Annotated in this window: 24 protein-coding genes and 1 pseudogene; 14 read left to right on the top strand and 11 right to left on the bottom strand. The window is 67.2% G+C overall.

All coding sequences use genetic code 11. From position 1 onward, the window contains the following. Positions 1 to 2: 2 nt before the first annotated feature. Entirely contained in the window at positions 3 to 452 is a 450-nt protein-coding gene (locus tag J0J10_RS15885; RefSeq protein WP_291633088.1) for an iron-sulfur cluster assembly scaffold protein, read from the top strand. Between the two features lie 5 nt (positions 453 to 457). On the opposite strand, the gene J0J10_RS15880 is transcribed toward J0J10_RS15885, so the two are convergent. After that, the gene (locus tag J0J10_RS15880) at positions 458 to 1,186 is read right to left on the bottom strand and encodes a phosphatase PAP2 family protein (RefSeq protein ID WP_291647387.1); all 729 of its coding nucleotides are present in this window, start codon (positions 1,184 to 1,186) and stop codon (positions 458 to 460) included. Between the two features lie 106 nt (positions 1,187 to 1,292). Here J0J10_RS15880 and yidD point away from each other — a divergent pair, with 106 nt between their 5' ends. From yidD to J0J10_RS15850, 6 genes are all read left to right on the top strand, one after another. Then, positions 1,293 to 1,604 carry a membrane protein insertion efficiency factor YidD gene (gene yidD / locus J0J10_RS15875; protein ID WP_291647386.1) on the top strand — a complete coding sequence of 104 codons (312 nt, stop codon included), beginning with the start codon at positions 1,293 to 1,295 and terminating at the stop codon, positions 1,602 to 1,604. 333 nt (positions 1,605 to 1,937) lie between these two features. Then, the gene (gene thrS / locus J0J10_RS15870; protein WP_291647385.1) at positions 1,938 to 3,935 is read left to right on the top strand and encodes a threonine--tRNA ligase; all 1,998 of its coding nucleotides are present in this window, start codon (positions 1,938 to 1,940) and stop codon (positions 3,933 to 3,935) included. A gap of 220 nt (positions 3,936 to 4,155) precedes the next feature. Continuing rightward, complete coding sequence (locus J0J10_RS15865; protein ID WP_291647384.1) at positions 4,156 to 5,442, top strand: DUF2157 domain-containing protein; 1,287 nt, start codon at positions 4,156 to 4,158, stop codon at positions 5,440 to 5,442. Beyond that, positions 5,439 to 6,062: a GDYXXLXY domain-containing protein gene (locus J0J10_RS15860; protein ID WP_291642277.1), complete on the top strand. Its 624-nt coding sequence runs from the start codon at positions 5,439 to 5,441 to the stop codon at positions 6,060 to 6,062. Before J0J10_RS15865 ends, J0J10_RS15860 begins: the two co-directional genes overlap by 4 nt. A 270-nt stretch (positions 6,063 to 6,332) precedes the next feature. Beyond that, positions 6,333 to 7,520 (top strand): OpgC family protein, encoded by a 1,188-nt coding sequence (locus J0J10_RS15855; RefSeq protein WP_291647383.1) that lies wholly within the window; start codon positions 6,333 to 6,335, stop codon positions 7,518 to 7,520. Further along, on the top strand, positions 7,457 to 8,287 hold the full coding sequence (locus J0J10_RS15850) for an SGNH/GDSL hydrolase family protein (RefSeq protein WP_291642280.1): 831 nt from the start codon (positions 7,457 to 7,459) through the stop codon (positions 8,285 to 8,287). The genes J0J10_RS15855 and J0J10_RS15850 overlap by 64 nt, the downstream gene beginning before the upstream one ends. A gap of 18 nt (positions 8,288 to 8,305) precedes the next feature. Here J0J10_RS15850 and J0J10_RS15845 read toward each other — a convergent pair whose 3' ends face one another. Next, positions 8,306 to 9,229 (bottom strand): hypothetical protein, encoded by a 924-nt coding sequence (locus tag J0J10_RS15845; protein WP_291647382.1) that lies wholly within the window; start codon positions 9,227 to 9,229, stop codon positions 8,306 to 8,308. Positions 9,230 to 9,358: 129 nt separating this feature from the next. On the opposite strand from J0J10_RS15845, the gene J0J10_RS15840 reads away from it, so the two are divergent. From J0J10_RS15840 to J0J10_RS15830, 3 genes are read left to right on the top strand one after another with little or no spacing between them, the layout of a single operon-like run. Beyond that, the gene (locus J0J10_RS15840) at positions 9,359 to 9,928 is read left to right on the top strand and encodes a nitroreductase family protein (RefSeq protein ID WP_291647381.1); all 570 of its coding nucleotides are present in this window, start codon (positions 9,359 to 9,361) and stop codon (positions 9,926 to 9,928) included. Between the two features lie 8 nt (positions 9,929 to 9,936). Continuing rightward, positions 9,937 to 10,539, top strand: coding sequence for a flavin reductase family protein (locus J0J10_RS15835; protein WP_291647507.1), 603 nt, complete (start codon positions 9,937 to 9,939; stop codon positions 10,537 to 10,539). A 6-nt stretch (positions 10,540 to 10,545) separates the two neighbouring features. Beyond that, positions 10,546 to 10,731 carry a hypothetical protein gene (locus J0J10_RS15830; protein ID WP_291642288.1) on the top strand — a complete coding sequence of 62 codons (186 nt, stop codon included), beginning with the start codon at positions 10,546 to 10,548 and terminating at the stop codon, positions 10,729 to 10,731. A gap of 87 nt (positions 10,732 to 10,818) precedes the next feature. On the opposite strand, the gene J0J10_RS15825 is transcribed toward J0J10_RS15830, so the two are convergent. Then, positions 10,819 to 11,727 carry a LysR family transcriptional regulator gene (locus tag J0J10_RS15825; RefSeq protein WP_291647380.1) on the bottom strand — a complete coding sequence of 303 codons (909 nt, stop codon included), beginning with the start codon at positions 11,725 to 11,727 and terminating at the stop codon, positions 10,819 to 10,821. 127 nt (positions 11,728 to 11,854) lie between these two features. On the opposite strand from J0J10_RS15825, the pseudogene J0J10_RS15820 reads away from it, so the two are divergent. Then, positions 11,855 to 13,378, top strand: a pseudogene (locus J0J10_RS15820) (MFS transporter); the annotation flags it as partial. A gap of 57 nt (positions 13,379 to 13,435) precedes the next feature. Here the strand turns inward: J0J10_RS15820 and J0J10_RS15815 are convergent. Both J0J10_RS15815 and J0J10_RS15810 read right to left on the bottom strand, forming a co-directional pair. Next, positions 13,436 to 14,311, bottom strand: coding sequence for an HpcH/HpaI aldolase/citrate lyase family protein (locus J0J10_RS15815; RefSeq protein WP_291647379.1), 876 nt, complete (start codon positions 14,309 to 14,311; stop codon positions 13,436 to 13,438). After that, positions 14,311 to 14,805 (bottom strand): MaoC family dehydratase, encoded by a 495-nt coding sequence (locus J0J10_RS15810; RefSeq protein ID WP_291642296.1) that lies wholly within the window; start codon positions 14,803 to 14,805, stop codon positions 14,311 to 14,313. The genes J0J10_RS15815 and J0J10_RS15810 overlap by 1 nt, the downstream gene beginning before the upstream one ends. Positions 14,806 to 15,055: 250 nt before the next feature. On the opposite strand from J0J10_RS15810, the gene J0J10_RS15805 reads away from it, so the two are divergent. Continuing rightward, entirely contained in the window at positions 15,056 to 16,189 is a 1,134-nt protein-coding gene (locus J0J10_RS15805; protein WP_291647378.1) for a lytic transglycosylase domain-containing protein, read from the top strand. Beyond that, positions 16,186 to 17,400, top strand: coding sequence for a DUF2336 domain-containing protein (locus J0J10_RS15800; protein WP_291647377.1), 1,215 nt, complete (start codon positions 16,186 to 16,188; stop codon positions 17,398 to 17,400). The genes J0J10_RS15805 and J0J10_RS15800 overlap by 4 nt, the downstream gene beginning before the upstream one ends. A 124-nt stretch (positions 17,401 to 17,524) precedes the next feature. On the opposite strand, the gene J0J10_RS15795 is transcribed toward J0J10_RS15800, so the two are convergent. The 6 genes from J0J10_RS15795 to J0J10_RS15770 form a co-directional block, all read right to left on the bottom strand. After that, on the bottom strand, positions 17,525 to 18,298 hold the full coding sequence (locus J0J10_RS15795; protein WP_291647376.1) for an NAD kinase: 774 nt from the start codon (positions 18,296 to 18,298) through the stop codon (positions 17,525 to 17,527). 181 nt (positions 18,299 to 18,479) lie between these two features. Beyond that, the gene (locus J0J10_RS15790; RefSeq protein WP_291647375.1) at positions 18,480 to 19,466 is read right to left on the bottom strand and encodes an MBL fold metallo-hydrolase; all 987 of its coding nucleotides are present in this window, start codon (positions 19,464 to 19,466) and stop codon (positions 18,480 to 18,482) included. Between the two features lie 142 nt (positions 19,467 to 19,608). Beyond that, entirely contained in the window at positions 19,609 to 20,022 is a 414-nt protein-coding gene (locus tag J0J10_RS15785; protein ID WP_291642144.1) for a hypothetical protein, read from the bottom strand. Positions 20,023 to 20,171: 149 nt separating this feature from the next. Next, a complete protein-coding gene (locus J0J10_RS15780) occupies positions 20,172 to 20,384 on the bottom strand; it encodes a hypothetical protein (RefSeq protein WP_291647374.1) in 213 nt (70 codons plus the stop codon). 257 nt (positions 20,385 to 20,641) lie between these two features. Next, positions 20,642 to 20,926 carry a peptidoglycan L,D-endopeptidase MepK gene (locus J0J10_RS15775; protein WP_291642148.1) on the bottom strand — a complete coding sequence of 95 codons (285 nt, stop codon included), beginning with the start codon at positions 20,924 to 20,926 and terminating at the stop codon, positions 20,642 to 20,644. A gap of 603 nt (positions 20,927 to 21,529) precedes the next feature. Continuing rightward, positions 21,530 to 22,663, bottom strand: a complete 1,134-nt coding sequence (locus J0J10_RS15770) for a tyrosine-type recombinase/integrase (RefSeq protein ID WP_291647373.1) — start codon at positions 22,661 to 22,663, stop codon at positions 21,530 to 21,532. Between the two features lie 219 nt (positions 22,664 to 22,882). Here J0J10_RS15770 and J0J10_RS15765 point away from each other — a divergent pair, with 219 nt between their 5' ends. Beyond that, positions 22,883 to 23,101 (top strand): MerR family transcriptional regulator, encoded by a 219-nt coding sequence (locus J0J10_RS15765; protein WP_291647372.1) that lies wholly within the window; start codon positions 22,883 to 22,885, stop codon positions 23,099 to 23,101. Positions 23,102 to 23,113: the final 12 nt, after the last annotated feature.

The following is a 23,113-nucleotide window of genomic DNA, read 5'->3' as shown; positions in this document are numbered from 1 at the left end:
CGATGCTGAACGAAGTCTATAACAAGCGTATCCTGGAACTGGCAGGAAACATTCCGCTGCTCGAGCGGCTGCCGGAACCGGACGCGACCGCGACGGCGCATTCGCGCCTGTGCGGCTCGACCGTGACGGTCGATCTCACCATGGCCGGCGATATCGTCACCGGCTTCGGGCATGATGTGCGCGCCTGCGCGCTCGGCCAGGCTTCCTCCTCGATCATGGCGCGGCATGTCGTCGGCTCGACGGCGGCTGAGCTGCGCGAGATCCGCGAGCGGGCGAGGGCGATCCTGAAGGAGAACGCCGAGCCGCCGGACGGCAAATGGGGCGACCTTGCCGTGCTGGTGCCGGTGCGCGAGTTCAAGGCCCGCCATGCCTCGACCATGCTGACCTTCGACGCGGTGGTCGATGCGATCGGCCAGATCGAGGCGAAGCGGGGCGAGACGGCGACGGGTTGAGCCGCTTATTTGAGCCCGAAGGCGAGGCGGATCTCCGGCAGCGTCTCGTTGTAGCGGACGCGGAAGGTCGGGTCGGCGAGAAGGGCCTTGCCGACGACGCGGCCGATCTTGTCGCCGGCCTCGAGGTCGCTGCGGAAATGGAACCCGCAGACGAGCCGGCTCTCATTATAGGATTTCACCCGCTCCTCGAACTTGTCCGCGAGCTCCGGCACCGCTTCCGAGAGCAGGGTCGCATAAAGCGCCGCGGTCGCGGCATGGGCCGAGGGGAAGGAGGTGCCGCTCGGGCGCCCGCCCGGGCAGGGCTTGATGCGGACCTTGCTCCACATCAGGAAGGGCCGCGTGCGGTTGGTCAGGCGGTTGATGCTCTTCAGGAGGATGCTGAGCTCGATCTGCGCCTCGCGCATCAGGAGGCGCACCTCGCGATGGGTGTTCTCGACATAGGCGTGGTCGATGCCGTTCAGAAACGCGTTGAGTGTCTGGTACTGGTCGGCGATGGCGGCCTTCTCGCGCTCCGGCGTGCGGGCGCCGGAGATCGCCTGGACCTCCTCGAACTCGGCCTTGGCTTCGGGGGTGTTCTGGCCGGGCGGCAGGCCGATCACCTTGGCGACGTCGATTTTGGCGGCGTCGAGCCAGATCAGATAGGGTCGCTGCTGGGCTTGCGCCGGTACGGCCGCGGCCAGGGCAAGCATCAGCCCGGAGAGGGCGAGGGTGTTTGCGAAGGAGCGAGCGCGCATCATGTCCACTATTACGGAGGGCAGAATCGGCCGACGATGAAGCCGGTGGTATCAAGCCATGTCATACTTGCCTGAACATGCTGAAAAAAGCCTTTCATGGCGTCGCATGATCGCGCTGGCCCCGAGGCGGGGTGCGCATCTCATGATCCGCGCCTATCAGCTCAGCTTTTCCATGCTGGTCGGGCGGGGCTGCCGGCACTGGCCGAGCTGCTCGAGCTATACCGACGAGGCGATCCAGCGCCATGGGCTCTGGCGCGGCGGCTGGGTCGGTTTCGCGCGGATCTGCCGCTGCACGCCGCTCGGTACATCCGGCATCGACCTCGTCTGCGAGGAACTGCCGCCCCGGAGCGCCTGGTACAAGCCCTGGTCCTATGGCCGCTGGCGCGGGGTCAACGCGCCGCCGGTCGAGCCGGAGTGAGGGTGTGCGGCGCAGCGAGCGCCCTGACATGGCCCTGAGGCCCTCATCCTGAGGAGCAGCCGATAGGCTGCGTCTCCAAGGATGTTCCAGAGAGCTCGGGCGCCTTCTGAGCCATCCTTCGAGACCCGCTCTGCGAGCACTCCTCAGGATGGGGGCTGCGGGGGCAACTGTCCTTGAGCAGGCGCTCCGCCACTCCATTCCGCGATTGCCTGCGCCCTCCCGCTCGTATAGGCCTCGCCGGCGCGCGCCGATCCGGCTGCCGGCCGCGCCCTTCAAAGGCAGCCGGCCTTGACTTACGGGGCTCGTATCCCCGAGTGAGCAGGAGCGCGATCGATGACGATCTCCCTGACTTTTCCCGACGGCGCCAAGCGCGAATTCCCCTCCGGCATCACCGGCAAGGAGATCGCGGGCGGCATTTCCCCCTCGCTGCTGAAGCGCACCGTCGCCATGGTTCTCGACGGCACGATCGTCGATCTCGCCGACCCGATCGCCGCCGATGCCAGGATCGAGTTCCTGAATCGCGAGGATCCGCGCGCGCTGGAGCTGATCCGGCATGATTGCGCCCACGTCCTCGCCGAGGCGGTGCAGGAGCTCTATCCCGGCACGCAGGTCACCATCGGCCCGGTGATCGAGAACGGCTTCTTCTACGATTTCTTCCGCAACGAGCCGTTCACGCCGGAGGATTTCGCGCCGATCGAGAAGAAGATGCGCGAGATCATCGCGCGCGACAAACCCTTCACCAAGGAGGAATGGAGCCGCGACCGGGCGAAGCAGTTCTTCCGTGACAAGGGCGAGGCCTTCAAGGTCGAGTTGGTCGACGCCATCCCGGAAGACCAGACGCTGAAGATGTATGCGCAGGGCGACTGGATCGACCTCTGCCGCGGCCCGCACATGACCTCGGTCGGCAAGGTCGGCAACGCCTTCAAGCTGATGAAGGTGGCCGGCGCCTATTGGCGCGGCGATTCCAAGAACCCGATGCTGACCCGGCTCTACGGCACGGCCTTCGCCAAGCAGGAGGAGCTCGACGCCCATCTCAAGCAGATCGAGGAGGCGGAGAAGCGCGACCATCGCCGCATCGGCCGCGAGATGGACCTGTTCCACTTCCAGGAGGAGGGGCCGGGCGTCGTCTTCTGGCACTCCAAGGGCTGGCGCCTGTTCCAGGAGATCCTGACCTATATGCGCCGGCGCCTCGCCGCCGACTACGAGGAGGTCAACGCCCCGCAGGTGCTCGACAAGTCGCTCTGGGAAACCTCAGGCCACTGGGGCTGGTACCAGGACAACATGTTCGCGGTGAAGTCGGCCTCGGCCTTCGAGAACCCGGCCGACCAGGAGCGCGACCACAAGGTCTTCGCCCTGAAGCCGATGAACTGCCCGGGCCATGTCCAAATCTTCAAGCACGGGCTGAAGAGCTATCGCGACCTGCCGATCCGGCTGGCCGAGTTCGGCAATGTCCACCGCTACGAGCCGTCCGGCGCACTGCATGGGCTGATGCGCGTGCGCGGCTTCACCCAGGACGATGCGCATATCTTCTGCACCGAGGAGCAGCTCGCGGCCGAGTGCCTGAAGATCAACGAGCTGATCCTCTCGGTCTACGAGGATTTCGGCTTCACCGACGACCTCGTCATCAAGCTCTCGACGCGGCCGGAGAAGCGCGTCGGTTCGGACGAATCCTGGGATCACGCCGAGGACGTCATGAACAAGGTGCTGGAGACGATCGCGGCGCAGTCCGGCAACCGGATCAAGACCGAGATCAATCCGGGCGAGGGCGCCTTCTACGGACCGAAGTTCGAATATGTGCTGCGCGACGCCATCGGCCGCGACTGGCAGTGCGGCACGACGCAGGTCGACTTCAACCTGCCGGAACGCTTCGGCGCCTTCTATATCGGCTCGGACGGCGAGAAGAAGCAGCCGGTGATGGTGCACCGCGCCATCTGCGGCTCGCTCGAGCGCTTCGCCGGCATCCTGATCGAGCATCATGCCGGGCATTTCCCGCTCTGGCTGGCGCCCGAGCAGATCGTCGTCGCGCCGATCACCTCGGAGGCGGACGCCTATGGTGAGGAAGTCACCATGGCGCTGCTCTCGGCCGGCCTGCGCGCCCGCGCCGATCTGCGCAACGAGAAGATCAGCTACAAGGTGCGCGAGCACTCGTTGGCCAAGGTCCCGGTCATCCTCGCCGTCGGGAAGCGCGAGGCCGAGGAGAAGACGGTGACCGTGCGTCGTCTCGGCAGCCAGGCCCAGACGGTGATGAGCCTCGAGGCCGTGATCGCAGCGCTGAGCGAGGAGGCGATGCCGCCGGACCTCGCAAGGGTGAAGAAGGCGCGGGCGGGCTGACGAGGCCGCCTTCCGTCAGGCGATCGCCTTTAAGCGTCATTCCGGCTGGAGCGAAGCGGCGCTGCTCCGGAATGACGTTTCCGCCAGAGCGAATTTCGCTCCGGAATCATGCCGCTCCGGCGTTCCTGTTCGGGCTCCGGGTGCGACGCAGATCGGCCGTGCGCGAGAGCAATTGCTCAGCCCTCGCCAAACCACCTCTGACCATGCCAAATGGCCGGCGATGTTGACAGGTTCCTATCGCAAGCGGCTCGACGCCGATCTCAACCGCTGGGTGGGCGAGGGGCTTGTCAGCCTCGAGAGCGCGACCACCATCCGCCGCTCGCTGGCACAGGAGGGCGGTTTCCGGCTTCCGGCCCTGCTCGGCCTGTTCGGCGGCCTGCTGATCGCCGCCAGCGTCTCCGCCTTCGTCGCGGCGAACTGGGAGGAGATGCCACGGCTGCTGAAGCTCGGCCTGATCCTTCTCGGCCTCGCCGGCTCGTTTGCCGTCGCAGCCCGGCTGGAGAGCCGCGGCTCGACCGGCGGCGCCGATGCCGCCGCGACCTGCGGCACGCTGATCTTCGCCGCCGGCGTCGCGCTGGTCGGGCAGATGTATCATCTGCCGACCGACTGGCCGGGCGGTGCCCTGCTGATCGCCGTCGGCGCGCTCGTCGCCGCCTTCCTGCTGCGCTCCAACGGCGCGCTGGTCATCGCCCTGGTCGCGATCTGCGCCTGGGCTGGCGGGCGCTGGGACGAAAGCAACGGCCAGATCGGCTACGGCTTCTGGCTCGCCTTCCTGCCGGCCTTGTGGCTGGCCTGGAGCAGGCGGAACCGGCTCGTCCACCATATCGCCGTGCTCGCGGCGCTGCTCTGGTTCGTCACGCTGCCCGGCCAGACCATCTTCATGCATTTCGACTACGGGCTTCTCGCCTATGGTCTGGCGCTCTCCGTGCTGTTCGTCGTGCTCGGCGCCTTCGCGCTCGACCGGGCTGGGCCGGAGCTTTTGACCGCCTGCCTGCCCTGGGGGCTGATCAGCCTGGTGCTGATCCTCAATCTGGAGCTCGGCCGCATCCTCGACATGCATCAGGCGCGGCCCGGCACCGCGATGTCGCTCAACTATTTCGCCTATGCGCTGGCCGTCCCGGCGCTGACCGGGCTGGCCTTGCTCGGGCGCGAGCGCCGCTTCGTCTGGCCGCTGGCGTTGGCGCTGCTGCTTTCGCTGATGGTGCCGGTGGTATTCTGGAGCGGCGGTGTCGTCGCATTGGTCGGCAAGATCGCGATCGCGACGCTCGTCCTGGTGATCGCGATCGCACTCGTCCTCGCCGGCGCGGGCGGGGGCGTGCGCCGCCTGACCATCGCCGGCTCCGCCCTGTTCGCCATCGCCGTCCTGATCCTGCTCTGGCAGACGATCGGCACATTGCTCGACCAGTCGCTGTTCTTCCTTGCGGCCGGCGCGATCCTGATCGGGCTCGCCAGCGGCGCCAGGCGGTTGCTGGCGAAATTCGCCAAGCCGATGGAGGCCTCGCCGTGATCCGCCTTCCGGCCGCAGACCAACTCGTCGGCCGCCTGCCGGTGCTCTGGCGGGCGCTCGCCGCGATCCTGATCCTCGGCGGGCTGATCCTGCTGCTGGTCGAATCCCGCGCCCGCATCCTGCGTTCGGGCACCGAGGTCCGGCTGGCGACGGCTCCGGTCGATCCGCGCGACCTGTTCCGCGGCGACTATGTCATCCTGAGCTACAAGATCAGCACGCTCGATCCGGCAGCGCTCGACGGCGAGAAGGCGCTGAAGCGCAATCAGACGGTCTATGTCCGCCTCGCGCCGGGTGCCGACGGTTTCGCCGAGGCCAAGGGCATCTATCTCAGCAAGCCGGCGGCGGCTCCCGGCGAGAGCGTGATCGAAGGCCGCGTCACCTCGACCAGTAGCTGCCTGACCGGCGCCGATGGCGAACCGGACTGCAAACTCGGCACTCGTGCCATCCGGGTCGCCTATGGGCTGGAGAGCTATTTCGTGCCGCAGGGCACGGGCAAGGCGATCGAGCGGACCGAGCGCAAGCGGATCGAGATCGTCGCGGCCGTCGCGGCCTCCGGCCAGGCCGCGATCAAGCGCCTGCTGATCGACGGCAAGCTCGTCCATGCGGAGCCGCCATACTAGGGCCTTGTCCGATCAGGTCGGACCAAGCTGATCTGAACGGGCTCCGGAAGAGCGGGCAGTCGCAGTCCTCAGGATGAGGGCAGCAGAAGGCCCCAAACAGCCTCCGAGGCGGGGCTGGAACGCACCGGCGCCTGCCGCGTTCATCCCTATGAGCACAGTGTCGTGAACGCCGCCGGCGGAGCCTTGTCGGTGACACAATGTTAAGATGAACGTCAGATGAACGAGAGGCTGGCGGCCTTCCGATTCAGCCTTTTGACGGAGCGGTGTGACGTGAGCGGTTTCTGGCGCCTGATGCTGTTCGGGAAGGGGCCGCGTGAAGCGGCCTTGCCCGGGCGCGATCTGCGCATCGACGCCATTCGCGGCCTGATCCTGCTGATCATTTTCGTCAACCACATGCCGGGCAATGTCGTCTCGGCCTGGATGCCGCATAATTACGGTTTCTCCGACGCCGCCGACATCTTCGTGCTGCTAGCCGGCGTCTCGGCCGCCTTCGCCTATGGCCGGCTGATCGACCAGCGCGGCATGCTCGTCGGCGCGCTCAAGGTCGGCGCCCGGATCTGGACGCTCTACATCGCCCATCTCGCGCTGTTCGTGCTGGTCTGCGGCATCATCGCCACTGCGATCGTGCGCACGCAGAACTCGCTCTACATGGAAGCGATCAACATCCAGCCCTTCTTCAGCGACACGCCGGCTGCGGTGATCAACGCGCTCGGACTGACTTACCAGCCCTATTATCTCGACATCCTGCCGCTCTATATCGTGCTGCTGGCGCTGTTTCCGCTGATCTATGTCGCGGCGCGCACCAGCCCCTTGCCGACGCTGCTGGCTTCGCTCGCGCTCTGGCAGGTCGCCATACATCTCGGCTGGAACCTGCCGAACCATCCCGGTGAGGCCGGCTGGTTCTTCAATCCCTTCGCCTGGCAGGTGACCTTCGTCCTCGGTGTCGTTCTCGGCCGGCTGGCGCTGGTCGGCGCGAGGCTGCCGCGGCTCGCCCTGATCGATCTGTTGGCGCTTAGCGTGCTGGTTTTCGCCGCTTCGGTGAAGCTTGCCTCCGGCAACTTCCTCGCCGGCGTGCCGATGCTCGGCGAATGGGTCGACGGATTGCAGATCGGCATCGACAAGACCAATCTGGCGCCGGTTCGGCTCGTCCATCTCTTGGCCCTGGTCTGGCTCGTGCTGCGCTATCTGCGCCCGGGCTCGCCGATCCTGCGCAGCCGGATCGGCGGCGGGCTGGCCGTGATCGGGCGCCATTCCCTGGAGGTCTTCTGCGCTGGCATCGTGCTCGCCATCGCCGGACAGATCATCCTGGCCGAGACCTCTTTTGCCCTGTGGGTGCAATTGCTTGTCAACTTCGCAGGGATTACGATCCTGGCCGGGCTAGGAATGTTTCTGTCGTGGTACAAGACGCTTACGGCTCGCGCCGCCGGCGCCCCTCGCGAGCAGCCTGTCGCGGCCTGATCGCCGTCGCCTTCGCATTGGCGTGCGCGCCGGTGCTCGCGGCGCCGAAGCCGTTTGCCCCCGCCAATGACGTGCGCTGCCGGGCCGGCGCCAGCCAGCACCCCTTCGTGCCGGTTCTGCCTGCCGCGAAGCGCGCCCTGACCGAGACCAATCAGCTCGTCATCGTCGCCTTGGGATCCTCGACCACAGCGGGTTCCGGCGCGAGCGAGGCTAATAGCAGTTACCCGGCCGTGCTCGAGGCCGAGTTGCGCCGGCGCCTGCCGGGGCGCGAGATCAGGGTGATCAACAAGGGCGTCGGCGGCCAGTCCGCCTATGACATGCTGCTGCGCATGGAGAGCGACGTCATCGCCGAAAAGCCCTCGCTGCTGATCTGGCAGACGGCGGTGAACGACGCGATCCGCGATATCGGCGAGGAGAAGCTGGCGAAGATCCTGAAGAAGGGCATCCGCCAGGTACAGGGCGCCGGCATCGATCTCGTGCTGATGGACCTGCAATGGCTGCCGCGCGAGGGTCGCTATCCGAAATATGACGATTACCGGGCCGTGCTCGCCAAGACGGCCGCCGAGAACAATGTCTCGGTGTTTCCGCGCTACGGCATGATGCGGAGCTGGTCGCGCAGCAAGCAGTTCACCGCGGAGGAGCTGGTCGGCATGGATGGCGACCTGCATCTCGTCGATGCCGGCTATCGCTGTCTCGCCGTGCGCCTCGCCGACGGGATCGCGGCGGCGCTGACCGGGACGCGATCCGACGGCAAGCCGACCAATTGAGGCCGTGAAGCGCCCGGATCAGCGGGCGATCACCTCGATGTCGCGGTCGCGGCCGGCCTCGACCTTGAAGTCGCGCGAGAAGACCTGCCCCTCCTGCCGGGCGATCAGGACATAGTCGCCTTCGGCGAGGATGACCTGGGGGAAGGCACCGATCGCCTCGCGGATGATGTCGCCGCCGGGGGTGAGCACGCTGAAGGCGGTTCCGGCGAAGGCTTCGCCGCCGGGGCCGGCGACGAGCTTGAGCGTCACCATCGCCGCCCGGTGGTGAAGGGTCGCCTGCGTCACCTTGCCGGCTTCGACGCGGACATCGGCGCGCTGGATGGCGTTCGAGTCACCATAGGTCGAGACGATGTGGTAGGTGCCCTCGGGCAGCCGGATCAATTCGCCGGCCTTGGCGTTGGCGACGACGAGGCGGCCTTCCGAATTGCCTTGCAGCGGCACGAAAACCGAGAAGGTGAGCTGCGCCGGAGGGATCGGCGTCTCGCCGATCGAGCCGGCCAGCGAGAGGGCTCCGGCGCTGATGCTGATCTTGTCGCTCAGCCCCTGCGGGCCGAGCGTGACGCGCCGCGTGCCGCTGGCGAAGCCATAGGCGGCGTGCAGCAGATAGACGCCGGGCTCGAGCTGGAACACCGGCTCGGCATCGTTCGAGCGGGCGACGATGCGCGGCGGCGTTCCGTCCGCGGTCTCGACGAGAACGCGCCAGACCAGGCCGGAGCGGATCGGCTTGCGATCGGCGGAGAATTGCGCGCCGAGCGCCAGCGTCGCCTGGCCGGTGCGCGTGCCGAGGAAGCTGTTCGTGGCCGGGGCGGGGCCGGCGGCCGGCGGCGCAGGGGATTGCGCCTGCGCCAGGGCGGGCATGGCGACGAGAGCCGCCAGGAGGATGGCTGCGCAACGGCGGGCAGCCCGCTCGCCGCCAAGCTTGAACTCTTCGGTTTGAAACATGCGCCGTGCCGTCATCATCCTTGCGCCGGAGTAGGAGCAGGCTCGCTTGTCCTCATCATGGCAAAACCTTAACTCAGGAGCGGCCGCCAGCGGCGTTCGCCCTGCCATCCTCTCCTGCCTGGATCGTTCATGACCGACACGCTCGCCCTGCTCAAGCTCCGCCGCTCGGTTCCGCCGCAATTTCTGGCCGCGCCCGGCCCGGATGAGCGCCAGCTTTCCGAACTCCTGACCATCGCGGCGCGGGTGCCCGACCATGGCAAGCTCGTGCCCTGGCGCTTCATCGTCTTCTCGGGCGCGGCCAAGGCCAAGGCCGCGGCGCTGGTCGGCGAGGTGTTCCGCAAGCGCAATCCCGATGCGCCGGAGGACAAGGTCGCGTTCGAGGCCAAGCGTCTCGCCCATGCGCCGGTCGTCATCGCCGTGGTGTCGCGCGCCCGCCAGCATGAGAAGATCCCGCTCTGGGAGCAGGAGCTCTCGGCCGGCGCCGTCTGCTTCAATCTGCTCGTCGCCGCCGAGGCGATGGGCTTTTCCGGCTCCTGGCTGACCAACTGGTTCGCCTTTGACCGCGACGTTCTGGATGCCTTCGGCCTCGCCGCCGACGAGCGCATCGCCGGCTTCGTGCATCTCGGCACCGCCGACACCAAGCCGGCCGATCGCGAGCGGCCGGACCTCGCCGCCATCGTCAGCCATTACGGGCAGTGAGCGCGGTGATCTATTCGAGCAGCGGCGCGCCGCACGACCTCAAGCATGATCCGTTCAAGGCGATCGTGGCGCCGCGGCCGATCGGCTGGATCAGCGCGGTGAGCGCCAAGGGCGAGGTCAATCTCTCGCCCTACAGCTTCTTCAATGCGATCTCCTCGCGGCCCAACATCGTGATGTTCGCCTCAGAGAACCGGAAGGACGCGGTCGCCTTCATCGAGGAGACCGGCGAGTTCACCTGCAGCCTCGTCACCCGGGCGCTCGCCGAGCAGATGAACCTGACCTCGGCGCCGCTGCCGCGCGGGGAGAGCGAATATGCCCATGCCGGGCTCGCAATGGCGCCGTCGCGCTTCGTCAAGCCGCCGCGCGTGGCGGCGAGCCCCGCCGCGCTCGAATGCAAGCTGCTCTCGGTGCAGCAATTGCGCGATCTCGACGGGCAGGAGGTGCCGCGCTGGATGGTGCTCGGCCAGGTCGTCGGCGTCTTCATCGACGAGGCCTATATTCGCGATGGCCGCTTCGACACCGCCGGCGCCAACCCGATCGCGCGCTGCGGCTATGCCGACTATGCCGAGGTGACCGAGCTGTTCTCGATCGCGCGTCCGCCCGGCGGCTAGACGCGGATGCCGCCGCCCGATGACGAGCAGGACCCGGACTGGCAGATGACCGTCAACCTGCTCGCCATCGTCGCGGTACTGGCCCTGCTCGGCCTCGGCTTCTGGCTGCTGCGCGAGCTCAACGAGAGCCGCAAGGCGCAGGATTGCCTGTCCTCGGGACAACGCAGCTGCCGCCAGATCAGGACGCTGTGACGGCCGGCCTTGTGGGCGAGGCGCCGCCCGCAAGGCCGGGCTGCAATCGCCAAAGCCTGAATCGTCAGAATCGGTTGGCGGCTTCGCTTAATCTCTCGTGCCAGCCCGTGCGGCGGGCTGACGCAACCGGCGCGGTACCGCGCCACCGGGGTCTTGCGTGGCTTCGATGATCAGCCGCCCGAGCTCGCGCGCGCAGGGCGTCTTGCCGCCGGGCGACCAGATCAGCGCGAATTCCAGGTCCGGCAAGGGCGGCAGGCCATAGGCGGGCCCGAGCACCCTCATGCCGGGCTCGAGCTCGTCATGCGCGATGATCGAGGCGCCGAGCCCGGCCAGCATCGCCGCCCGCAAGCCGTGCAGATTGGCCGAGGTGAAGCCAGTGTGCCATTCGACGCCGGTATCGGCGAGGGACTCGATCGCGATCGTGCGGCACAGGCAGGGCGGATTCGAGAGCGCGAGCGGCAGCGAGGCGCCCGGCGGGACGGCGAAGTCATCGGAGGCGGCCCAAACGAAGCGCTGCCGCCGCAGCACCGTTCCGCCGCTCTCGCCGGCCCGGCGCATCGCCACCGCAAGGTCGAGCTCGCCATTCTCGATCCTGGAGCTGAAATCCTGGCAGACGCTGACCGACGCTTCGAGACGCACGGCCGGGAAGGCGCGGGCGAAGCGGCACAGCAATTGCGGCAGCTCGTCGCCGAGGAAGTTCTCCGGCACGCCGAAGCGGATCGAGCCCGCAAGCGCCGAGATCCGGAAGCGCTGCGCCAAGGCCGCATGGGCCTGCAGGATCTGCCTGGCATGGCGCAGGAAATCCTCGCCATCCTCGGTCAGAGCCAGCTTGCGCGTGGTGCGGGTGAAGAGCGGGCGGCCGACCTGCTCCTCCAGCCGGCGAATCTGATGGCTGACCGCCGATTGCGTCAGGTGCAGGCGCTCGGCGGCGCGGGTGAAGCCGCCGGCCTCCTCGACCGCGACGAGGGCGCGCAAAAGCTCGGGGGCGAAATCCATGATCGAGATTTATTAGCGTACGCACTGAAGTGCGAGAAATTAAATCATTTCCGTCATGTTGTAGCTGTCCCTAGACGAGTGCCTCCATCGATCCCGCCGCTGTGGCGGATCGCGAAAGGTGCTTGCGATGACCAGCTCTTCGAACGCGCGTGACAGGGCGGCACTGGCCGGAATCTGCCTGGCATCCCTGATGTTCGGCCTCGAGATCTCCAGCATTCCGGTGATCCTGCCGATCCTGGAATCGACGCTGCCTGCCGATTTCCGGGCGCTGCAATGGATCATGAACGCCTACACCATCGCCTGTACGGCGGTGCTGATGGCGACCGGTACGTTCGCTGACCGCTATGGCCGCAAGCGCGTCTTCATGGCGACCACCGCCGCCTTCGGGGTGACCTCGCTGATCTGCGGGCTGGCGCAGAGCGCGCCGGTGCTGATCGCCGGCCGGTTCCTGCAGGGCATGGCGGGCGGCGCGATGCTGACCTGCGCCATCGCGATCATCTCGCATCAGTTCCCGGACGGGCGCGAGCGCGGCAGGGCCTTCACCCTCTGGGGCGTCGTCAGCGGCGTCGGCTTGGGCTTCGGTCCGGTGGTCGGTGGCATGATCGCGACGCTGGCCGGCTGGCAATGGGTGTTCCTGGTCCATGTGCCGCTAACCGTGCTGGCGCTGGTGCCGGCAGCGATCGGCATCCGCGAATCGCGCGATCCGCAGGCGAAGCAGCTCGACCTTGCCGGCATCGTCACGCTGACCCTCGCGGTTTTCGGACTTGCCTTCGTCATCACGCAGGGCGCCGAACTCGGCCTGCCTTTGTCGCTCGGAATCGCCGGTCTGGCCCTGACCAGCGTCACCGCCTTCCTGTTCGTGGAGAAGCGTGCGCCGCAGCCGATGTTCGATTTCTCGGTGTTCCGGATCCGTCGTTTCAGCGGCGCGATCATTGGTTGCGCCGCGATGAATTTCAGCTACTGGCCCTTCATCATCTACCTGCCGATCTACTTCCAGAGCGGGCTCGGTCTTAGCGCCGAGGCGACCGGCCTGCTGCTGCTGGCCTACACCGTGCCCTTCATGATGATGCCGGCGATCTCGGACCATCTGCTGCGCCGCCATGGCCCGCAGCTGGTGGTTCCGCTCGGCATGCTCGCCATGGGCGCCGGGTTCATCGCCATGTGGCTGGGCAGCGCCGTCGCCGAGCCCGGCTGGTCAACGGTGCTGCCAGGCGCGCTGCTCGCCGGGATCGGGCTCGGCCTGACCAATACGGCGGTGACCAACACCACGACCGGCGCCGTGCCGAGCAATCGCGCGGGGATGGCGTCCGGCATCGACATCAGCGCCCGGCTGATTGCGCTCGCGATCAACATTCCGGTGATGGGGCTGATCCTGGTCGAGGGCATCCGCCGGTCGCTGCCTGCCGGGCTCTCCGGCGTGCTCGATGCTTCGCAGCTGCAGGCGCTGGCGACCTCGGTCGCCGCCGGAAATCTCGGCGCGCTGCCGCAGAGCTATCCGGTCCTGGCGCTGCATGATTCGTCCGGCACCGGGGTGCATGCGGCGCTGGTCCGCGGCTTCGGCTGGGTGATGCTCTATGGCGGCATTAGCGCCGGCCTGCTGGCCGCGATCAGCTTCGTGATCTTCGGCGGATTCCGGCTCCGGGCGGAAGGCGGCGCGGTCGCGACCTGCGCCGCCTCCGCCGAGCCGGAGGGTTGCCCCCGCTTCGGGTCAGCCCAGCTTGTCGGCGCGCGCCTTGAGGCGGCGGGCGCGCATCAGATGGGGGCGGTCGAGCATCTCGCCGTCGAGGCCGATGACGCCGAGGCCGGGATTGGCGTCGAACAGGGCGATGATCACCTCGGCCCGCGCCAGCGCCTCGGGCGAGGGCGAGAAGACCTCGTTGATGACGGCGACCTGGGCCGGATGGATCGCCATCTTGCCGGTGAAGCCGTCGCGCCGGCCGGCGAGGCATTCGGACCGCAGGCCCTCGCTGTCGCGGAAGGCGGTGAAGACGCTGTCGATGGCGTCGACCTGGGCGGCGGCGGCGGCGAACAGGGTGAGCGAGCGCGCCATCCGGTAGGGGTCGGCATAGCTGCCATCCTCCAGCCGGTTGGTCTCGGCGCCGAGATCCGCCGAGAGGTCCTCGGCGCCCCAGGTCAGGGCTTCGAGCCGGTGGCTGGCGCCGGCATAGCTGCCGAGCGCGAAGATGCCCTTGCCGGTCTCGGTGGCGATGGCGATGATCCGGGTCGCCCCGTCGGCGAGGTCGCATTCGGCCTCGCGCACCGCGATCTGGGCGGCGAGATGGGTGAGGTCCGGGCCGCCTTCGGCCTTGGGCAGCATGATCGCGTCCGGCGCGCCGGGCATGATCGCGTCGAGATCGGCCTCGGTCAGCCCGGTCGAGAGCGCGTTGACGCGCACGATCAGGCGCGGGCGGCGCGCCAGCGCGCCGGTTTCCTTGAGAAAGTCGCGGGTGAGTTCGCGCGCCTGCGGCTTGGCGTCGAGCGCGACCGAATCCTCGAGATCGAGGATCAGCGCGTCGGCGCCGCTCTCCAGGCCCTTCTGCAGCTTCTTCGGGCTGTCGCCGGGAACGAACAGGAGCGAGCGCATCAGGCCTGTCCCCCTTCTGCCGGCCGCTTCTTCATGAAGGCCTGGCGACGGCACTGGGCCACCAGCGTGCCGTCCTGCTTGAAGGCGCGATGGTGGAACTCGACGATGCCGGCGTCGGGCCGCGATTTCGACTCGCGCTTGGCGACGATCTCGGTGACGCAGTTGATGGTGTCGCCCTCGAAGAGCGGGGCGGGGAAGGTCACGTCGGTCATGCCGAGATTGCCGATCGTGGTGCCGACGGTGGTGTCGTTGACGGAGATGCCGATCATCAGGCCGAGCGTGAACAGCGAGTTCATCAGCGGCTTGCCCCATTCGGTCTCGGTCGCGCAGAAATGCGCATCGATATGAAGGGGTTGCGGGTTCAGGGTCATGTTGGAGAACAACATGTTGTCCATCTGCGTGACCGTGCGGGTCAGGCCGTGCTCGATCGAGGCGCCGACCGTGAAGTCCTCGAAATAGAGCCCGCCGCGCTTATGTCGTTTCGGTTCCGTCATCATCCTGCTCCCAAGATCGCGCTGCATTCGGACGGAAACGTCAAACTGCAGATAACGTGATCGATTCTCATGATTTAGAGCATGCTTGGCGTGAAAAGCCGTCGCCCCTCTTTCGCAGCATGCTCCAGGCCTTTTTCTGCGTCCGCAAGCCGGCTCACGGCAGGCGCTTTAACGGTTCGCTTACCATAATCGGTCCAGTCTTCTCAGGTGCTTCCGCCCGATCGGAGCGGCTGCAGCCCGAGTGGTTTTCATGTTCCTTTTCAGCACGCCGAGCACCCGCGAGACAACGCCCGTCAATCCGGTCGTCAGCGCCATCAAGCAGGGCGCCGACCGGACCGGTGCCGGTTTCGACTATCTGCTGAAGACGGCGCAACGTGAATCCTCGCTCGAGCCCGATGCCAAGGCGCGCGCTTCGAGCGCGACCGGGCTGTTCCAGTTCATCGAGCAGACCTGGCTCTCGATCATGCGCCAGGAAGGCCCGAAGCAGGGCATGGCCAATTATGCCGGCGCGATCAGCGAAAGCGAGAATGGCCGCCTGACTGTCTCCGATCCGGCCATGCGCGAAAAAATCCTGCAATTGCGCAACGATCCGCAGGTCGCGGCCGTGATGGCCGGCGCCCTGACCCAGAAGAATGGCGAGCAGCTCGGCGCGGCACTCGGTCGCCAGCCGCATGCCGGCGAGCTCTACATCGCCCATGTGCTGGGTGCGCGCGGCGCCAGCGACCTGATCCGGACCGCGAGCAGCGATCCCGGCCGCTCGGCTGCCAGCCAGTTTCCGGAAGCCGCCGCGGCCAACAGGGCGATCTTCTTCGACAAGAGCGGCCGGGCGCGCAGCGTCCAGGAGGTCTATGGCGTGCTCGCGGCCAGCCATGCCAACACCCAGGTCGCGGCGTCGAGCGGCGCGATGCTGGCGCAGGCCCGCCCCAATGGGACGAGCGCGACGGCCTATGCGTCCGAGCCGGCGGTGGTGCCGATCGCCGCCGCGCTGGCGCCGGGGCGCGCCAAGGGGTTGATCGGATTGTTCTCGACCGAGGGGCCGCGCACGCCGGTTTCGCGCGCCGTCGCCGATCTCTGGACGACGCCGCGCAGCGGCGGTGCCTCGCGTGCAGCCGATGCCGACCCCGCCACGCGCTATTTCCCGCGCCGCGGCGCCGCGGCGGAGGGCGAGGCTGTCGCGAACGCGGCGGCTGCGGGCGAAACCCAGGCCGCCACCCAGGCGCCTGTCGCGATGCGCGCGCCATTGCCGCCGGCGCGGCCCCGCGAACTCGCCGCCGACAGCCAGCCGGCCGTCGCGACGGTGGCGGACAAGGCAGTGCGGTCATCTCCGGCTCGCCGCGGCCCGCTCGATCTGAGCACCTTCATGACGCATGGCAGGCGCGGATGATCGTACGCCGTTTCCTTCTCTGGGCCCGCACCGCTCCGGCCGAGGCGCGCGCCGCCGGCGCTGCGGCGCTGGCCGGTGCCTATCTGCGCTCGGCGATGTCGCCCGAGGACCGGCGCGAGGCCGAGACGGCGCTGATCTCGCTGGTCGACGATCCTTCGCCGCTGGTGCGGCGGGCGCTCGCCGAGGAACTCGCCGGGGCGAGCGGTGCGCCGCGCACCCTCGTGCTCGCATTGATCGCCGAGCAGAGCGACATCGCCGCCTTGCTGCTGGCCCAGTCGCCGGTGCTCGGCGAGGCCGATCTCGTCGATGCCGCGGCGATCGGCGACGGGCTGGCTCAGCGCGCCATCGCCCAGCGGCCGCATCTGCCGCTGGGGGTCGCGGCTGCTCTGGCCGAGGTCGGTGTCGAGGAGGCGCTGCTCGCGCTGCTCGCCAATCCGACGGCCGAGATTCCGGAATTTTCGCTCGAGCGCATTTTCGAGCGCGAGGGCGAATCCGGAGCGGTGCGCGAGGCCCTGCTGGCACGGCTCGATCTGCCGACGGGCCTGCGCCAGGCCATCGCCGCCAAGGTGTCGGATGCACTGGCCGCCTTCGTGGCCGGTTGCGGCTGGCTGACCGAGGAACGCAGCGCGCGGCTTGCGCGCGAGGCGACCGAGCGCGTCGCCGTGGCGCTCGCCGCCGGCGGCGAGGAGAGCGACGCGCCGGCGATCGTCGAATGCCTGCGCGAGACCGGACGGCTGACGCCGGGCGTGATCCTGCGCTCGCTGCTGAGCGGCGAGCCCGCACTGGCGGAAGCCGCGTTCGCGACGCTTTCCGAGCTGCCGCTGGGGCGCGTGCGGGCGCTGCTCTGGGACAGGAACGGCTCGGGGCTGAAGGCGCTCTATCGCCGGGCCGCGATGCCGGCCGTGCTACTGCCGGCTTTCGCTGCGGTCGTGGCGGCGCTGAAGCGCGGCGGCTACGCTGCCGCCTCCGGCGCGAGCGGCATCAACCGGACGCTGCTCGCCGAGGTGCTGATCGCCTGCGACGGCCTGGAAGGTGCCGAGACGCATGCGCTGATGGCGCTGCTGCGCCGTCTCGACGCGGAGGCCGCTCGCGAGGAGGCGAGGGGGCTCGCCGATTCGCTCGCCGACGATGCGGCTCTGGCGCTGCTGGTCGAGGCCGATCCGCAATTCCTGGTCGAGCTCGAACTCGGCGATCTGCGCGAGGTCGCGTAGCCTGGAGCGCGTCATGCCCGGGCTTGGCCCGAGCATCTCAGGCCGGAGGAAGCTCCAGTCGGCGCCTGTCTTTACGGAGATTCCCGGGTCTGCGCTGCGCTTCGCCCGGGAATGACGGGAAACCTCAATACCCGAACTGTTCCCGCAAGATGCGCTCGTCCAGGCTATGGCCGGGATCGTGCAGCATGACGAGGTCGACGCTGCGGTCGATCGCGATCGCGACCGAGATGACGTTCTCGATCTGGATATGATCGGCGACGGCGCTGACCGGCCGCTTCTGCGCCTCCAGCACCTCGATCGTCACCTGCGCCTGGTCGGGCAGGAGCGCGCCGCGCCAGCGTCGCGGCCGGAAGGGCGAGAGCGGCGTCAGGGCCAGGAGCGGCGCATCGAGCGGCAGGATCGGGCCATTGGCCGAGAGATTATAGGCGGTCGAGCCAGCCGGCGTCGCCAGGAGCACGCCGTCGGCGACGAGTTCCTCCAGCCGGACCTGACCATCGACGGAGAGGCGCAGTTTCGCCGCCTGATAGGAGCGGCGCAGCAGCGAGACCTCGTTGATGGCGCGGGCCTCGACCTTGTGGCCGTCGCGGTCGATCGCGGTCATCACCAGCGGGTGTACGACGCTGCGCTGCGCCGCTTCGAGCCGCTTGCGCAGGCCGCGTTCCTTGAATTCGTTCATCAGGAAGCCGACCGAGCCGCGATTCATGCCGTAGATCGGCTTGGCGGTCCCCATGAAACGATGCAGCGTCTGCAGCATCAGCCCATCGCCGCCGAGGGCGACGACGATATCCGCCACATCGGGATCGGCGTCGCCATAGCGCTCGACCAGCTTAGAGCGCGCAGCCTGGGCCTCGGGCGTCTCGCTGGCGACGAAGGCGATGGTGCCGCGGCGTTCGGTCATCGCGGAAACACTTCAGGAGAGCGCATGCGCTGCGCGAAAATCCGTGCCATACCTAGCGCCATCCTCCCAGCCGCCAGTCGAACCCCGCCATAGCATGGTCCGGCGGCGGATCGCGAGCCATGGCGCCAAAAGAAAAGGCCGGGGCGTTGGCCCCGGCCGGAGGATCGTCATTGCGCCGATTTCAGATCGCGCTGCTCCACTGTACCGGCACCAGCTCGAAGCCGTTGCCATCCTTGGCGATGTGGCCGGTGGCCGGGAACGGGGCGTGATAGAAGGCGACCTGCATCTTCTCGGCCGAGACCATGTCGAGCAGCTTGCGGCGGGTGGCGGCCGCCTGCGGGCCGTCCATGTCGAAAACCGCCGACCAGTCGGGATTGCGGACGAACAGGGCCGGATGGTTGGTGGTGTCCGACATGATCATCAGCTTGCCGGTGCCGGAGGCGACGGCGAAGACCGTGTGGCCGGGCGTGTGGCCGGGGGCGGCGACCGCGGTGATGCCGGGCAGGATCTCCTTGCCGGCCTCGAACTGCTTCACATCCTTGGCGACCGGGCCGAAGACGCGGCGTACGCCGGCGAAGGCGCCTTTCATCGCGTCCGGAGCGGCGCTCGCCTTGGCGTCGTCCATCCAGAAGGCCCATTCGGCGGCTGGCACCATCACTTCGGCATTGGGGAAGACGGCCGTGCCGTCCTTGAGCCGGAAGCCGTTGATGTGGTCGCCATGGAAATGGCTGAACACCACCGAGGAGACGTCCTTCGGATCGAAGCCGGCGGCGCGGAAATTCTTCATCCAGGCGCCGGATGTCGGTGCACCGGAATCGCCATTGCCGGTGTCGATCAGGGCAAGCTTGCCGCCGGCCTGGATGGCGAGGGTGGTGAAGGAGATCGAGAGCGCGTCGTTCGGCAGATAGGCCTGCTCCATCGCCTTCCTGACGTCGGCGAGCTCGGCATTGCGGACGAAGCCTTCGAGCGGGCGCCTGGCGAAGCCGTCATTGATGGCGGTGACGGTGATGTCGCCGACCTTGTAGCGATAGAAGCCAGGATTCTGGTTCACGGGGGCTCCTTGCGCATGGGCCGGGGCGATACCGAAAGGCAGGTCGAGGGTAGAAGCTGCCGCGAGCGCGCCGGCACCCGCCATCAGGGTGCGGCGCGAAAGGTCCAAACAGGTCATGATCGGGCTCCACCGGTGAGTGAGGGCACGCCTCCCCGGTGACGCTGCCCGCCATCCGGAAACGTGTCCTGGGCTGGGCTCAGCCTGAGCAGCAAACTAGCGGGCGGAGCGACGGCTTCAACCGCCGCCGGTTGGCGCAGGGTCAACTTTCCGTGATCTTGCCGCCGCGCGCCGCGAAGGCTTTGAGCAGGGCGGCGCAGAGGGCGAGCGAGGCGAGCGCGCCATGGCCGCTCGAGCCGGCGACCAGCGCCTCGAAGGACTGTTCCTCGGCGACGATGGAATGCAGGCTCCAGTTCCAGTCGGGCGCCTTCTGCCGGAGCACGCCGACGGCGACGTCGATCTCGGCGCTGATCTTGCCGATCGCCTTCCAGAGTGCGCCCTGCTGGTAGATGCCGCCCGGTGGCGTGCGTGGCCCAGCCAGCAGCGTCGGCTTGCGACGCACGGTGTAGCCCAGCGCCTCGTAGATCTCGGCGTCGAGATTGCGGTCGGGGCGACCGGTGGTTTCGCATTGCTCTGCGAGAGCCAGGAGCTTCTCGCGCCGCTCGACAGAGGTCATCGTTTCGGGGCGCTCCGTTCAGCACGCCGCCGGCCACGCAAATTCCAGGCCGGCTCCGCAGGAATCTATGGCCGTCTGTCCGGTCCGCCAAGCGATGGCTCGGCCTCACGCCGCTTTCGGACCATGGCGACCGTCGGATCGGGGGGAGGCTAGCCTTTCCGTCCGTCCTCGCTCATCGCCGTGTCGAGCATGGTCACGGCCTCGTCGAGGCTTTCCTTGACGCCGAGCATGAAGTCCTTGCCGAAACCGATGATGGTGTCGGGCGGTGCGCCCCTGTGGGTGTAGACGACGCTGACCTGAGCGGGATTGACATAGACCGGCTTGCCGTCGATCGGCGAGGTGAACTTGCAAAGCTTCGGCATGGAACGCTCTCCGGCGCGATTCGGGCGGAGAGCTATACGACAGAGTACGTTTCCTGCGAATTTCTGCGGGCAGGGGCGGGGTGCGCACGCCATTCCGGAAAGGCGGGCGCGCAACCGTGATGGAACGCCGCGACCAGCGCGAACGATCAGGGCAGGCCAAGGCATTTCCGCGTTTCGCCGAAGCGCGGAAACGCCTTGATCTTTCATGCTATCGGATTTTCCTCGCGCGAACCGGTGCCCGTTTCGCTCGGGATGATCTAGCGGCGGGCGACGTAGGCGACCTGGCGCTTGGCGCGCTTGTGGCCATACCAGGAGATTTCGCGATCCCCGACATCGGCGTGGATCAGCCCGTTCGGATAGGAGCCGACGCCGCCGGTGCTGGCGAGGGCCTTGGTCGCAGCGACCGCCTTGCGGGTCGAGGTCGCCAGCGGCCGGAAGTCGATGGCATTGCCGCGATAGTGCTGAGAGCGCCTTGCATGGCGGCCGCCGCAGGTGGAGGTGATCTGGATCGGACCGATCTTGTCGACCAGCTCCTTGATCATGGCCAGTGTCTCAGGCTTGAGACAGGATAAGCCTTTGACCTGGGGCTGAAACGAGATCTTGTCGGTGGGGGTATTCGCCTGGGCGTAAACGGGTACGGATGCCGCAACGAGTGCAGCCAAAACAACGCGACGCATGCTCTACTCTACAAGGGGGAATGGAAGCTCAGGCCACCAAATCCTGGTCTGGCCGAACCGTCTCGGCGCTGCATCTAGATTTGGCGCAAGGCGAAAAGATGGCTTCGCCGCAAATCCTATACGGAGGGCGCGCGCCGAGGGCTTGAAACGAAGGTGCGGAAGCGCCTCGCCAGCCGCTCGCGGCGGCGTGGGATCGGGATGCTCACGCAGGGATTCCGCGGCGGCGCGGAGGCCTGCGGTTCTGTCGACATTCCCGGGGCGAAATGCTGCCGAAAGCCGGCCCAAGCCGGGAAAGCCCAGGCCAGGCCCGCAGTATCGCTCGGCAGGGATGCGGGAAGAATGGTGCCGGCGGAGAGGATCGAACTCCCGACCTTCGGTTTACAAAACCGCATTAAGTATATGATTTAATTCATGAATTTGGATGTACGTTGCATTCGTGTTGCGTGGAGCTTGTTGCATTGCGCGGAATTAGCCGAGCAGCGCGGACTCCATAGTCGCGAGCTTGGCCCGGTCGTCATCGTCGTTCGGAAACAAATATCCGTACGTGTCGTAGGTCATCTGGAGACTGGCGTGCCCCATTAACGCCTGCACTCGCTTGGGCGCGAAACCCTGCTCGATGAACAGTGCCGCAGCCGCGTGTCGCAGCGCATGTAGGCTGTACTTGGCGTCCATGATCGGCTTGCCGCGTTTGTCCTTCTCCCCGGTGTCAACCGACACCCCGGCCCGGATCTGAGCCGGCCAGAATGCCCTGTGCTGGATGTTGGCGTGGCTTGTTACGGCGCCTTCCAGCGTGGGGAAGACGAGCCCGAGATCGGACTTCGGGCATTCGGCCTGCCAAGCGGTCAGCATTTCGGCGGTCGCCGGCGAGATCGGAATGTCGCGTGTGCCGGTCTTGGACTTCGGTGGCCCGAACTGATTGAACATATCGACCCGCCTGCGTACGTGGATAACGCCAGCTTCAAGATCGACATCTGTCCACAGCAGACCCCGCAATTCCGACGCTCGCATTCCTGTCACGGTGGCCAGCCTGAAGAGTGGGCGCCATCGGGGGATGGCGTGCTCCAGTATCGCGCGAAGCTCGGCCTTGGTCGGGTACTCGGGGCGGGACACGGTGCGCTTGTTATCGGGCAGGATGACATCGCGTGCCGGATTGATAGCCGCCTGCCCGCGTGTAACGGCGTGCTTGAACAATGAGACGACCGCGCCCTTAACCTTCTTAAGCGAGGACAGGGCCATCGTGCCGGTAAGATCGTCGATTAGGCGCTGCACCATCGGCGCGGTCACAGCCGATAGCTTCGTGCCGCCCAGCCGGGGTTTGACGTACTTCTCGTACGAGTCCCGATAGCGACGCACAGTTGCCCGCTCGCGTCCGATCTTCTCGGCGTGCCCTAGCCATGCCTCCGCTGCCGCATCGACGGTTACGGAGGCGCTGGCGGCGACGTGGACCCCTTTGGCGACTTCACCACGGGCTGTAGTTAGGAACGCGTCAGCGTCGGACTTCTTGGCGAACTGGCGGTGGCGGCGCTTCCCGCCGCCGTCCTTGTAGTCCGCTTGCCAAACGGCTTTGCCAGAGGGGAGGGTGCGCTTTCGAATCGTAGCCATATGGCACGATTGCCGACCTTCGGTTTCCGCGCAACACGGTGCGGCACGTTGCCGCATTAACGGGGGAACACGCGGAACACTCTTGACTTTTGGAAAATTCTGTGGTCTACATTTTGGTTGCGAAACACATGTATCGCAGATTCGACTCTATGTCAAACAGTAACCACCCCTAACAATCCTGTCAAGGAAAAAGTTCGGGGAATTTTCGGAGGGGATAAAGTGCTGGCGGACAACGACAATCTGGCTTCTGACGTCTTGAAGGGCGCGGATGAAATCGCGCGGTTCATGGGGCTGACACGGCGGGCCATCTATCACGCGGCAGCTCAGAACGCTTTGCCAGTCTTCCGGATGGGCGAGACCATCTTGGCCAGGAAGACCACGCTGCTGGCATGGATCGCCGGACAGGAACAGACCGCGAGCCGGAGGGCGGCGGCGTGATTTCGGCGAAGC

It is taken from the genome of Allobosea sp. (assembly GCF_017308075.1).
In the GTDB taxonomy this organism is placed as follows: Bacteria; Pseudomonadota; Alphaproteobacteria; order Rhizobiales; family Beijerinckiaceae; genus Allobosea.
Note: the sequence above shows the minus strand (reverse complement) of the source record. Positions and strands in the feature narration are given on the sequence as shown.